At 60.7% G+C, this 12,287-nt stretch carries 11 protein-coding genes; 7 read left to right on the top strand and 4 right to left on the bottom strand.

The features are described from left to right. Positions 1 to 4: 4 nt before the first annotated feature. Positions 5 to 1,069 carry a zinc-binding dehydrogenase gene (locus tag FS320_RS06215; RefSeq protein ID WP_162002860.1) on the bottom strand — a complete coding sequence of 355 codons (1,065 nt, stop codon included), beginning with the start codon at positions 1,067 to 1,069 and terminating at the stop codon, positions 5 to 7. 584 nt (positions 1,070 to 1,653) lie between these two features. Between FS320_RS06215 and FS320_RS06210 the strand changes: the two genes are divergently transcribed. The 7 genes from FS320_RS06210 to FS320_RS06180 all read left to right on the top strand — a co-directional run bounded on the left by FS320_RS06210 (position 1,654) and on the right by FS320_RS06180 (position 9,680). Next, entirely contained in the window at positions 1,654 to 3,600 is a 1,947-nt protein-coding gene (locus FS320_RS06210; RefSeq protein ID WP_152710222.1) for a PrkA family serine protein kinase, read from the top strand. A 29-nt stretch (positions 3,601 to 3,629) separates the two neighbouring features. Then, positions 3,630 to 4,934 (top strand): YeaH/YhbH family protein, encoded by a 1,305-nt coding sequence (locus FS320_RS06205; protein ID WP_152710221.1) that lies wholly within the window; start codon positions 3,630 to 3,632, stop codon positions 4,932 to 4,934. Beyond that, positions 4,931 to 6,475, top strand: a complete 1,545-nt coding sequence (locus FS320_RS06200; protein ID WP_152710220.1) for a SpoVR family protein — start codon at positions 4,931 to 4,933, stop codon at positions 6,473 to 6,475. Before FS320_RS06205 ends, FS320_RS06200 begins: the two co-directional genes overlap by 4 nt. Before the next feature lie 214 nt (positions 6,476 to 6,689). Next, on the top strand, positions 6,690 to 7,151 hold the full coding sequence (locus FS320_RS06195; protein WP_152710219.1) for a hypothetical protein: 462 nt from the start codon (positions 6,690 to 6,692) through the stop codon (positions 7,149 to 7,151). Positions 7,152 to 7,216: 65 nt separating this feature from the next. Then, a complete protein-coding gene (locus tag FS320_RS06190; protein ID WP_152710218.1) occupies positions 7,217 to 7,507 on the top strand; it encodes a hypothetical protein in 291 nt (96 codons plus the stop codon). 191 nt (positions 7,508 to 7,698) lie between these two features. Beyond that, entirely contained in the window at positions 7,699 to 8,652 is a 954-nt protein-coding gene (locus tag FS320_RS06185) for an MDR/zinc-dependent alcohol dehydrogenase-like family protein (protein WP_152710256.1), read from the top strand. A gap of 14 nt (positions 8,653 to 8,666) precedes the next feature. Further along, positions 8,667 to 9,680 carry a Gfo/Idh/MocA family protein gene (locus FS320_RS06180; RefSeq protein ID WP_162866260.1) on the top strand — a complete coding sequence of 338 codons (1,014 nt, stop codon included), beginning with the start codon at positions 8,667 to 8,669 and terminating at the stop codon, positions 9,678 to 9,680. Between the two features lie 86 nt (positions 9,681 to 9,766). Here FS320_RS06180 and FS320_RS06175 read toward each other — a convergent pair whose 3' ends face one another. From FS320_RS06175 to FS320_RS06165, 3 genes are read right to left on the bottom strand one after another with little or no spacing between them, the layout of a single operon-like run. Beyond that, positions 9,767 to 10,696: a glycoside hydrolase 5 family protein gene (locus tag FS320_RS06175; protein WP_152710216.1), complete on the bottom strand. Its 930-nt coding sequence runs from the start codon at positions 10,694 to 10,696 to the stop codon at positions 9,767 to 9,769. Next, positions 10,693 to 11,466, bottom strand: a complete 774-nt coding sequence (locus FS320_RS06170) for a TIGR04290 family methyltransferase (RefSeq protein WP_152710215.1) — start codon at positions 11,464 to 11,466, stop codon at positions 10,693 to 10,695. Before FS320_RS06170 ends, FS320_RS06175 begins: the two co-directional genes overlap by 4 nt. Before the next feature lie 8 nt (positions 11,467 to 11,474). Beyond that, a complete protein-coding gene (locus FS320_RS06165; protein WP_152710214.1) occupies positions 11,475 to 12,287 on the bottom strand; it encodes a nucleotidyltransferase family protein in 813 nt (270 codons plus the stop codon).

Genomic DNA, 12,287 nt, shown 5'->3' with positions numbered 1-12,287 from the left:
AGGCTTAAGCCGCTGCCTCCTGATTCAGCGACGCCATATCGATGACGAAGCGGTACTTCACATCGCTCTTGAGCATCCGTTCATAGGCTTCGTTGATCTGCTGGATCGGGATGATCTCGATCTCCGCGGTGATGCCGTGCTGGGCGCAGAAATCGAGCATTTCCTGCGTCTCGGCGATGCCGCCGATCAAAGAGCCGGCGAGCTGGCGTCGCTTCATGATCAGGTTGAACACCGTCGTGGCAGGGTGCGGCTCGGCCGGAGCGCCCACCAGCACCATGGCCCCGTCGCGGGCAAGAAGTACGAGGTAGCTGTCGAGGTCGTGCGGCGCGGCAACGGTGTCGAGAATGAAGTCGAAGCTGTTCCGGTGCGCGCTCATGGCCTCCGGATCCTTGGACACGACCACCTCATGCGCGCCGAGGGCGAGTGCGTCCTCCCGCTTGTTGGGCGAGGTGGTGAACAGCACCACATGCGCGCCCATGGCCCGGGCGAGCTTGACGGCCATATGGCCGAGGCCGCCGAGGCCGACTACGCCCACCTTGTGGCCAGGCTGCACGCGCCAGCGGCGCAGGGGGGAAAAGGTGGTAATCCCTGCACATAAAAGAGGCGCTGCGGCGGCCAGGTCCATTCCCTCCGGCACCTTCAGGACAAAGCTCTCGTCGACAACGACGGTGTTCGAGTATCCGCCATAGGTATTGGCGCCCGTGCCCTGCTCCGGGCCGTTATAGGTGCCGGTGAAGCCGACCTCGCAGTACTGCTCCAAGCCCTCGCGACAACTGCGGCAGGTGCGGCAGGAATCGACCATGCAGCCGACGCCGACAAGATCGCCCTCCTTGAACTTCTGCACACCCGGTCCGACGCGCGTGACGCGGCCGACGATCTCGTGCCCTGGCACACAGGGGTAGAGAGTGCCACCCCATTCTGCACGGGCGGTGTGCAGATCGGAATGGCAGACGCCGCAGTAAAGAATCTCGATCTGAACGTCGGTTTCGCGGGGGTCCCGACGCTCGAAGCTGAAGGGGGCCAGAGGGGTGGCCGCATCCTGGGCGGCGTAGCCGAAAGCTTTGATCACGGGAAAGTTCTCCGAATTGTCGGTCGTGGTGGGACGGAGCAGGTCTTGCCACAGCGCGATGACCCTGCCGAGCACTCAAGCGCAACAGACGATAGGTTCGATCAGGCCGGCGTCAACCGATGGACCGAATGTTTGTTCGGGAAGGTCGGCCGAGCAGGGGCTTTGAATCGGCTTTTCCAATGAATGCGGAGCCGGATTCAGCCTTGGTTAAGAACCGCTGCGATTTAATGACGGTAACGCTCAATTGATGGATTGCCTGCCGGTGAAAGCCTTGCAGCCCCCCGCAGCAGATCATCACATCATGCGTAGGCGGCAATGCGGCACAGTGGATTTCGAGTATCTGTGAGCAACTTTAACTTGCTGTCATGCCCGCAATCCGCGAGGCTAGTTGTTGAGGGCGGGCATAGTTTCAAGTCGCACGGTTCAACCCGAACAGAACCGAGCCTGTCGCGACCTGCTTTTTCTCCGCCATGACAAAAGGAGTACGCCGCATCATTTCGACCGCATCATAGTATCGCATGGTCTGGGCAACCTTAGCGGTGCACAATAGTTGTCTCTGAGAGGGATTGGATTTCGGTGGCGCCATGCTTCATTCCGACGACCTGTTCTCGAGTTTCTTGAAGACCTATGAAAACCGCCGCGAGGCGGAGATGTCCCTGGCGGACTACCTGGAAGGGTGCCGCAACGATCCCATGATGTATGCGAGCGCTCCCGAGCGCATCTTGGCAGCCATCGGCGAGCCCCAGCTTGTCGATACGTCAAAGGACGCGCGCCTCGGCCGCATCTTCATGAACCGCACGATCCGGGTTTATCCGGCCTTTTCCGAATTCTACGGAATGGAAGAGACGATCGAGATGATCGTGAGCTTCTTCCGCCACGCCGCTCAAGGCCTGGAAGAACGCAAGCAGATCCTCTACCTGCTGGGCCCCGTCGGCGGCGGCAAGTCCTCCCTCGCCGAGCGCCTGAAATCTCTGATGGAGGTTAATCCCATCTATGTTCTGAAGGCGGGCGACGAGATCAGCCCGGTCTTCGAGAGTCCGCTCGGGCTCTTCGACCCGGAACATATGGGTTCCGTGCTGGAGGAGCGCTATGGCATTCCCCAACGGCGCCTGACCAATCTTCTGAGTCCTTGGGCCATCAAGCGGCTCGATGAGTTCCGGGGCGACATTTCCAAATTCCGTGTGGTGAAGATCAATCCGTCCCGCATGCGGCAGATCGCCGTTGCCAAGACGGAGCCGGGCGACGAGAACAACCAGGATATTTCGTCCCTCGTCGGCAAGGTCGACATCCGCAAGCTCGAGACTCTGTCCCAGGCCGATCCCGATGCCTACAGCTATTCCGGCGGCCTGAACCGCGCCAACCAGGGCATTCTCGAATTCGTCGAGATGTTCAAGGCGCCGATCAAGATGCTTCATCCCCTTTTGACGGCTACACAGGAGGGGAACTACGTCGGCACGGAGAATATCGGGTCCATACCATTCACCGGCATCATTCTGGCCCATTCCAACGAGGCGGAATGGCAGACTTTCCGGGCCAACAAGAACAACGAGGCCTTCATTGATCGCATCTACGTGATCAAAGTGCCTTATTGCCTGCGGGTCACGGAAGAGCAGAAGATCTACGAGAAGCTGATCCGCGGCTCGGAACTTGCGGGTTCGCCCTGCGCTCCAGCTACGCTGGAAATGCTGGCACGGTTCTCGGTTCTGTCGCGGCTCCGGGCGCACGAGAACTCGAATTTCTACTCTAAGATGCGGGTCTATGACGGTGAGAGTCTGCGCGAGGTCGATCCCCGTGCGCGTAGCCTGCAGGAATACAAGGATTCCGCCGGCGTCGACGAAGGCATGGACGGTGTCTCGACCCGCTTTGCCTTCAAGGTTCTCTCTGCCACCTTCAACCACGACACCATCGAGGTTGCGGCCGATCCGGTCCATCTGATGTACGTGCTCGAACAATCCCTGCGGCGCGAGCAGCTGCCCCAGGATGTGGAGCGGCGGTATCTGGAGTTCATCAAGGCCGAGCTGGCCCCGCGCTATGCCGATTTCATCGGCCACGAGATCCAGAAGGCCTATCTCGAATCCTACCACGATTACGGCCAGAATCTCTTCGACCGCTACGTAGCCTATGCCGATGCCTGGATCGAGGATCAGGACTTCAAGGACCCCGATACCGGCCAGCTCCTGAACCGGGAGCTCCTGAACCAGGAGCTGACCAAGATCGAGAAGCCGGCAGGCATCGCCAATCCAAAGGATTTCCGCAACGAGGTGGTGAAGTTCTCGCTTCGCGCCAGGGCCGGCAATCATGGCCGCAACCCGTCCTGGACGAGCTATGAGAAGATCCGCGACGTGATCGAGCGCCGTATGTTCTCGCAGGTCGAGGAATTGCTGCCCGTTATCAGCTTCGGCTCCAAGAAGGACAGCGAGACCGAGAAGAAGCACGGCGAGTTCGTGCTGCGGATGATGGAGCGCGGCTACACCGAGCGTCAGGTCCGGCGCCTGGTGGAGTGGTACATGCGTGTGAAGCAGGCGGGCTGACAGAGGACGGAGGCAGATCAGGCGTTCCTATGTACATCATCGACCGGCGCCTCAACCCAGGGGGCAAGAGTCTGGCAAACCGCCAACGTTTTCTTCGCCGAGCCAAGGCGCAGATTCAGAGGGCCGTACGCCAGACTGCAGGCGATCGGGACATCACCGATCTCGAACGGGGAGGGGAGGTCTCGATCCCGGCCGACGGTGTTCGAGAGCCCAGCTTCCGGCGGTCCGGCGAGGGCGGGGTGCATGATCACATCCTTCCCGGCAACAAGCGCTTCGTGGAAGGCGACACCGTCGACCGGCCGCCCGGCGGTGGCGGTAGTGCGGCCGGCGGCGACAACGGAGAGGGCGAGGACGATTTCCGCTTCGTCCTGACCCGCGACGAGTTTCTCGATCTTTTCCTCGACGACCTGGAACTGCCCGATTTGGCAAAGCGGCGCGTCGCGACGGTGGAGACGCAAGGGCTCCGCCGGGCAGGCTATACCGTTACCGGTTCTCCCGTAAACCTCGCCCTGTTGCGCTCCATGCGCAACGCCTTGTCCCGCCGTATCGCCATGCGGCGGCCTAAATCCGAGGACCTGCTCCGCCTTCAGGAAGAGATCGACCGTCTCGAGGAGCAGGAGGGGCCGTCAGAGCGCCTGGCCGCGCTGCGGCTCGAACTCGAACAGCTGCAGCTGCGCACCAAACGGTTCCCTTACATCGATCCCATCGATCTGCGCTATCGCCGCTTCGAGCCGGTCGCGAAGCCTGTCGCCCAGGCGGTGATGTTCTGCCTCATGGACGTGTCCGGTTCCATGACCGAGCATATGAAGGACCTCGCCAAGCGCTTCTACATGCTGCTCTACATCTTCCTGACGCGGCGCTACAAGCACGTCGAGATCGTCTTCATCCGCCACACGCATGAGGCCAAGGAGGTGGACGAGGAGACCTTCTTCAACAGCCCAGAGACCGGCGGAACGGTGGTGTCCTCGGCCTTGCGGGAGATGCAACGGATCGTGGAAGAGCGCTATTCGCCGGATGCGTGGAACATCTATGCGGCCCAGGCCTCCGACGGCGACAATTCGCCCAATGATGGCACCACCAGCGCGACCCTGCTGCGCGACGTGATCCTGCCGGTTTGCCAGTATTATGCCTATCTCGAAGTCGGCAGCGACAGCGACCGGATGCAGACCGGGTTCATCAATCACAAGACGTCTCTGTGGCAGACCTATGAGACGCTCCAGGAGGAGGGGGCCAATCTCGCCATGCGCAAGGTGAACCACCGCCGGGAGATCTATCCCGTCTTCCGCGAACTCTTCCGCCGGCGCGAAGCGGAAGCCGGGGCGAGAGTTCCATGAGCGTGATCGAGCAAGACAACCTGCTCTTCCATGGGCCCGATTGGGATTTCGGGACGATCCAGCGCATTCATGATGCCGTCGAGGCCATCGGCGTCGGCGAGCTGGGACTCGACGTCTATCCCAACCAGATCGAGGTGATCACCGCCGAGCAGATGCTCGATGCCTATGCCTCCATCGGCATGCCCCTGTTCTACAAGCACTGGTCCTTCGGCAAGCGCTTTGCCCTGCATGAATCGAGCTACCGCCAAGGGCTCATGGGCCTCGCCTATGAGATCGTCATCAACTCGAACCCGTGCATCTCCTATATCATGGAGGAGAACACGGCGACGATGCAGACCCTCGTGATCGCCCATGCGGCTTACGGCCATAACCATTTCTTCAAGAACAACTACCTGTTCAAGGAATGGACCGACGCCGATGGGATCCTCGACTATCTCGAATTCGCCAAGGGCTACATCACGCGCTGCGAGGAGCGTTACGGGCACGCGGCCGTGGAGCGCATGCTCGATGCCGCCCATGCCCTGATGTCCCACGGCGTTCACCGCTATCCGCGCAAGAAGCGGCCCGACCTGCGCTCGGAGGAGCGCCGGGAGCGGGAGCGCCAGCTTCATCAGGAGCAGACCTTCAACGATCTGTGGCGCACGGTGCCGACCAAGGGAGCTGCCGCCAAGCCGCAATTGAGCGAGGAGCGCCGCCGCGCGCTTCTCGAATTGCCGCAGGAAAACCTCCTGTACTTTCTCGAAAAGTCCGCGCCGCGCCTGCAGCTCTGGCAGCGCGAGATCCTGCGCATCGTGCGCCAGATCGCGCAGTATTTCTATCCGCAGCGTCAGACCAAGGTGATGAACGAAGGCTGCGCCACCTATTGCCATTACCGCATCATGACCCGCCTGCACGAGACAGGGCAGATCAGCGACGGCGCCTTCCTCGAATTCCTGCAATCGCACACCAACGTGACCCGGCAGCCCGAATTCGACGATCCGCACTACGGCGGCATCAATCCTTATGCGCTTGGCTTCGGCATGATGCAGGACATCGAGCGCATCTGCACGAAGCCGACCGCGGAAGACCGGGAATGGTTCCCCGACATCGCCGGCAACGGCAATGCCATGGCGGTTCTGCGGGATGTGTGGGCGAATTACCGTGACGAGAGCTTCATCTCGCAATTCTTGAGCCCGCACCTGATCCGGAAATGGCGCATGTTCCATCTCGTCGACGATCCGGACCGGCCGGAGCTCATGATCGAGGCGATCCATGACGAGCGGGGCTACCGGCGCCTGCGGCGCTCACTGTCGCGCCATTACGATGTCGGCTGGAGCGACCCCGACATCCAGGTGATCGATGTGGATCTCGCCGGGGACCGGCGCCTGATCCTGCACCATCACGTCCTCAACCGGACCCTGCTGCACAAGGACGACGCCCAGCGGGTCCTTCAGATGGTGGCCAATCTTTGGGGCTATGCGGTCGTGCTGAAAGAGGTGGAGCCGGCCACCGGAGCGATCTTCCAGGAGCACGTGGCCCACCCGCACGAAACGCTCTTCTGAGAGCTAGAGAATCGGACCCGAAAGTGCGCCCCACTTTTGGGATCCATTCCGATGCTCCACTCTTTGAAGAGCGCATCGGTTCGAGCGGAAAACCAGATCCACTTTTCCGCACGATGCGCTCGTTTGACGCAAAAAAGCCAGGGATTCACGCGATCATAGGTTCCCTGGGCTCGGCCCTGGTTTCGAGGGTCGGCTCCCTTGCAGGAGAATACCTATGGAACACAAGCCTGTAGAGAAGCTGCGTAGCGTCGCTGAAGTGCATGAGTTCAAGCAAGGTTTCCTGTCCCGGCGCGAACGCCTTGAGCGTTGGGCCGAAGTGTTGGAGCGCCAGCCGAAACGGCGCTTGAGGTCTCTGGGTGAGATCGAGTTCGTTCCCAAGGACAAGCGACCGGAGCTGCGGTCCGACGAATCTCCCATCACGGTGGCCTTCGAGGATCCCGTCCTGCGGGCTGCCGGCCTCAAGGGCGACACGCTCGGGGATGCCATGGAGTTCTTCGAACTGTCCGAGGGAGCCTCCCATCGTCTTCTCTGTTCCTGCATGAATGGCTGGAGCATGGAAGCCGGCTCCACGGCGCGGAAGGTTCATCGCATTGCGAATCCCGATCATCGGCTCATGCTGCTCACGACGGCTGGCCTTCTTACGGCCGCACCGGCGGTGTTCTACCTGTTGAGCTGAAGGAATGCTGCGGCACCGAGCCCTGTGATGAATCGGGCCCGGTGCCCATTGTCTGGAGACCGTGAATGACGGATGCGCCGCCTCGCCGGATCGGCCTGCCCTGGTACAGGCGAGAGGATTATCTCGGCATCCGCGATATGATGACCGACCGGCACAATCTTGCCTCCACCTATGATACCTGGCTGGCAGCGGCCGAGAACAACGAGAATGTCGGCCGCCAGGCCGGTCTTCAGATCTCGCGCATCATGATTGAACCCGATACCTTCGCGAAGTGGTGTACGGAAAAGGGTTTGGAGCCTGACAGCGCAGCGCGCATCAAATACGTTGCTGAAATAAGTGCCCAGACCACGGCATGATCCGGGAGCGCTGCTACGGAACGGGCAGCATCATGACACAAACAGCCAAGCCTTGAAGTCCCCGCCCCCGTCCCTAATTGCTCGGGCTGTAGCGTGGAGGGACAAACTTGCTGAACGAGAATGGTGCGAGCAGCGACATTTCCGCTTCTTTGACCAAGAGGAGCGACGGGCAAGCCGGGGTTCCAGGAACCATGCGAGCCGCCATTGTCACGGGACCTGGTCAGATCCAGATCAGCGAGGTTGCACGTCCGGAACCGGGACCCGGTCAGGTACGGCTACGCTTGGAAGGTTGCGGCGTGTGCGCTTCGAACCTGACGCCTTGGGCCGGCCCCGAATGGATGCAGTATCCCACCGAGCCAGGCGCCCTCGGCCACGAGGCCTGGGGCTTCGTGGATGCTATCGGCGAGGGTGTCAAAGGGCTGTCGATCGGCGACCGAGTGGCGGCACTCTCCTATAAATCCTATGCCGAATACGATCTGGCCGAGGCCGATGCGGTGGTGCGCCTGCCGGATGCTCTCGCAGGCCAGCCTTTTCCCGGCGAGCCGCTCGGCTGCGCTATGAATATCTTCCATCGCAGCGAAATCGAGACTGGGCAAACAGTCGCAATCATCGGCATCGGCTTTCTCGGCGCGATCCTGACGAAGCTTGCAACAGACGCCGGTGCGCGCGTGATTGCGATCTCGCGGCGGCCATACTCGCTTGATCTCGCCCGCCGCATGGGCGCAGCCGAGACGATTCCGATGGAGGATCACTCCGCGATCATTGAGCAGGTCAAGGAACTGACCGGTGGCACATTCTGCGACCGGGTGATCGAGGCCGTCGGAAAGCAATGGCCGCTCGATCTCGCGGGCGAACTGACCCGTGAACGCGGAAAGCTCATCGTCGCTGGTTACCATCAGGATGGTCCACGACAGGTCAATATGTGGCTCTGGAACTGGCGTGGCATCGATGTGATCAATGCCCATGAACGCGATTCGAACGTCTATGTCCAGGGCCTGCACGAGGCGGTGGATGCCATCGCGTCCGGGCGCCTCGATCCGAGTTTTCTCTATACGCACCGCTATCCTTTGGAAAGGCTCGACGAGGCGCTTAATGCCACGCGCGACCGGCCGGACGGTTTCCTCAAAGCTCTGGTGACGTTCTGATAACGCAACAGATTTTGCACGGGACGCCTCCTGAAGTCTCGCCCGCTCGCCCGCGTCTCGGCTTTCTCGGTGTCGGCTGGATCGGTCGGAACCGCATGCAGGCGATCCTCGGTACTGGAGCCATCGATGTCGCCGCTATCGCCGATCCGTCGCCGGATATGGCCGCGGAGGCCGGGAAGCTCGCTCCCGCCGCGAAGCTGGTCTCGACACTCGATGAGATCCTGGATCTCGGAGTTGATGGTGTTGTCATTGCGACCCCAAGCGCCATGCATGCAGAACAGTCGATCCTGGCTCTGGAGCGTGGCGTCGCCGTTTTCTGCCAAAAGCCACTTGGCCGGACGGTGGCAGAGGTGCAGGCGGTGGTCGATGCCGCACGCAACGCCGACCGGCTGTTAAGCGTCGATCTCTCTTACCGCTTTACGGAAGGGATGCGCCGCATCCGCGAAATCGTCGATTCAGGCGAACTGGGACACGTCTACGCGGTGGATCTCGTATTCCACAACGCCTATGGGCCAGACAAGCCGTGGTTCTATGATCCGGATCTCTCCGGCGGCGGCTGCGTGATGGATCTTGGCGTTCATCTTGTCGATCTCGCTCTGTGGACATTGAACAATCCAGATATCGCGAGTGTCACGGGCAAGCTCTTCACAGGCGGTGCGCCGCTGACGGATACCGCATCGCAGGTGGAGGATTATGCCGTCGCGACCGTGGAGCTGAAGACGGGTGCTGTGATGCAACTCGCCTGCTCCTGGCGGCTTCAGGCAGGATGCGATGCGATGATTTCAGCCACGTTCTATGGGACACAGGGTGGCTTGTCACTGCGCAACGTGAACGGATCTTTCTATGACTTCATTGCGGAGCGCTATCGCGGCACGTCGCGCGAGACGTTGGCTGCGCCGCCAGATGAGTGGGGCGGGCGGGCGGCTACGGACTGGGCCTCACGCTTGGCGGCGGGTGAACGCTTCGATCCGGCTGCGGAGCATCTGGTGGATGTCGCAAGAGTGCTCGATCGGATCTATGGCCGATAGGGCGCCGTTCTAATTGATCCTAGAAATACTGAGGCGACCGAACCCCAGGTTCGGTCGCCTTTCCTATGGAGCCGCTTAAAACAGGTTCAGAGAACTTCCAAAATCTTGTCCGATTGAGCTGACCGGTTCGAAGGTGCATAGCGTCGGATCATGCTGGCGCAGAATTCCGCAAATTCTTCTTTTGCCTGCGGTGCGCTGGTGTGATGTGGCGCAATTCCACGATGCTCCGGCGTGAAGCAGAAGGTCACCGTCACATCGAAATCCGCAAGCGCTTCCATCTGACGGTCGAACCAGTCCAGCGCATTCGGGCGGAAGCTGTCGGCCCAGGATAGGCCGGTGCGCAGGTATTTCACGCCCAGGCGCTTCATCCAGGTTACTGCATCGTCGAGGCGGTGGTCTTCATAGTGGAACCATTGGCACAAGCCCATCTGCGGCGTGTACTTCGCGAACTCCTCGAGAGCGGGCTTCGGCGAGCCGTCCTCGCGCAGAAGGCCCATGTAAAAATGCCTGTAATAGGATGAGCCTTCGGCCTCCCTGTGACGCGTCGTGGCCTCCCAGGCGCGGGGAAGATCGTACAGGCTATACCAATGGATCTTCGGCACCTTGCCTATCAGGAGTTCGGCAGTCCGGTTCAAACCCCAAACCTGAACCTCCTCGGCACCGAAGGTCGAGATGCCGACCTCGCTGACCCAGATGGGCTTGTCCGTCACCGTGCTAATTTCGTCGATCTTCGCAGGCCAATCGTGGATCTGCCACAGATTCCAGTCGAGTGGGAACCCGTGGACGGCCACGACATCCAGGTGATCCATGGCACCATGGTCTTCCAGCTTCTTGATGAAGCCTGGATCGATGGGTGAGATGCCACCGAGCACGCGCGGCAGATTGGTATTCTCGGCCTTGATCGCCTGACCTGCGGCAATCGCCATCTCGGAGAAGAGCTTCCAATCCGGATCGATCTCCGGGTCCCAATGGGACTTGTTGTTGGGCTCGTTCCAGATCATTGCAGCTTCGATCATGCATTTCTCCCTTGGGCCGGATAGACGGCGCCCGCCCCGGGTGGGGCATCGACACGGCGGCAGATGTAAACTTCGGTTTCCGGATGCTGGACGATCTCGAACCCGGCGCTGCGGAGCATGGCTTCGACGCAGGCGGTATTCGGCGCCCACCAGTTCGTAGGATCGTCGGCGTAGCGATGCTCGATGAAGTGCATCTTCGGATAGCGTGGATCGTCGAAGTGTTCCGTCTGCCAAAAAGTATAGTTCTCCTCGACAGGCATGACATCAGTTGATCCACGCTGCATCGACTGGAACACGAGGAGGTCCTTGGCGACGTGCTCGTGAATCAGGTCGAGTGCCAGCAAGGGATGGCGCAGGTGGTAGAGAACGCCCATGAAAAGCACGACGTCGAAGCGCTCGCCGAGCTGCCCTAGATCATAGACGGAGAGTTTGCGGAACTCGATGTCGTAGTCCATCGTCTGCGCAGCGAAACGGGCTTGCGCGAGATAAGCTTCGTCGAAGTCGATTCCGAGCACGCGCTCCGCACCGCGCTTCTTCATCTCCATGGAATAGAAACCGCCGTTGCAGCCGATGTCGAGCACACTTTTGCCGGTGAGATCCTGCGGAATGGCGTCGGCAAATCGCTGCCATTTAATGGCGGGATAATTGCCGAGGAAATGGTTGGGTGCGGTCCAGACGCCTCCCTTCAGCTCGATGTTGTGAAACCAGGGCCCAAGCGCTTCGGCTTTCCGGCGGATTTCGTCAGGCGGCGTGGGATCGATGGCATTCATCGTGACGATTACTCCCTGTTCAAGTCATGAAGTCCGCGCGGTAGCCGACCCGCCGGCCAGCCAAGGGCTACGCGGGCGCCGGTCATGGTGTCGTGCTGGGCCGCTTCGCTCAGCAGTCCGATGGCGGCGCGGTAGCCGTGCAAGGTTCCAACATCGACATAGGATTCGCCGGCCTTCACGCCGATAGCCTTGCCTCCTTCAGCCAGATAGGCATTCACGAGCGTGCCGAAATACTCGTCCTCGTGATTGCGTGAAATCCAAAGCTGACGGAGCTCTTCCAGAACATGGCCCGGCATCTTGAAAGCACCCCAGATCCAGCGCGAGGCGGCATCCGCCTGCTTCACCTGGATCTCCTGGACGTGCATCGTTTCGTCCAGGATCACCGCGTCGAAGACCTCCGGATTGTCGACAGGAAAGAGAAGGAACGAGAGAGATTCTTCCGGCAGTTCCGCCAGCGCTTTCTCAGGGAACCAGACCGTATCGGGCAGGCCGACGACCACGCTTTCGTCGGCGGAAATGAGCGGAGCCGCCTGGAAGATCGCATCGCACAAGCCACGAGCCTGCGGTTGGACCACATAGGCGATGGACGCGCTGCCGTAGCTTGCTCCATAATATTCCATGATGTCAGACTTGCCGGGGGAAATGACGATGCAGATCTTGTCCGCCCCGCCATGAATCATGCGCTCGACAAGGTATTCACTGACGGCGCAGGGACGCTCGACGCCATTGTCGAGACGGCTTCCCACGGGCAGAAGCTCCTTCGAGAACGCCAGCGGCTGGATGCGGCTACCGATCCCTGCCGCAGGTATGATTCCCCACAT

Origin of the sequence: Microvirga tunisiensis (assembly GCF_009296175.1) — a bacterium.
In the GTDB taxonomy this organism is placed as follows: domain Bacteria; phylum Pseudomonadota; class Alphaproteobacteria; order Rhizobiales; family Beijerinckiaceae; genus Microvirga; species Microvirga tunisiensis.
The sequence above is the reverse complement of the archived record's forward strand: the minus strand, read 5'-3'. Positions and strand labels throughout refer to the sequence as shown.

What these genes read in the sequence shown, in the direction of transcription:
- FS320_RS06210 (WP_152710222.1), top strand. Translation starts at nt 1,654, where the DNA reads ATGCTTCATTCCGACGACCTGTTCTCGAGTTTCTTGAAGACCTATGAA.
- FS320_RS06205 (WP_152710221.1), top strand. Translation starts at nt 3,630, where the DNA reads ATGTACATCATCGACCGGCGCCTCAACCCAGGGGGCAAGAGTCTGGCA.
- FS320_RS06200 (WP_152710220.1), top strand. Translation starts at nt 4,931, where the DNA reads ATGAGCGTGATCGAGCAAGACAACCTGCTCTTCCATGGGCCCGATTGG.
- FS320_RS06195 (WP_152710219.1), top strand. Translation starts at nt 6,690, where the DNA reads ATGGAACACAAGCCTGTAGAGAAGCTGCGTAGCGTCGCTGAAGTGCAT.
- FS320_RS06190 (WP_152710218.1), top strand. Translation starts at nt 7,217, where the DNA reads ATGACGGATGCGCCGCCTCGCCGGATCGGCCTGCCCTGGTACAGGCGA.
- FS320_RS06185 (WP_152710256.1), top strand. Translation starts at nt 7,699, where the DNA reads ATGCGAGCCGCCATTGTCACGGGACCTGGTCAGATCCAGATCAGCGAG.
- FS320_RS06175 (WP_152710216.1), bottom strand. Translation starts at nt 10,696, where the DNA reads ATGATCGAAGCTGCAATGATCTGGAACGAGCCCAACAACAAGTCCCAT.
- FS320_RS06170 (WP_152710215.1), bottom strand. Translation starts at nt 11,466, where the DNA reads ATGAATGCCATCGATCCCACGCCGCCTGACGAAATCCGCCGGAAAGCC.
- FS320_RS06165 (WP_152710214.1), bottom strand. Translation starts at nt 12,287, where the DNA reads ATGTGGGGAATCATACCTGCGGCAGGGATCGGTAGCCGCATCCAGCCG.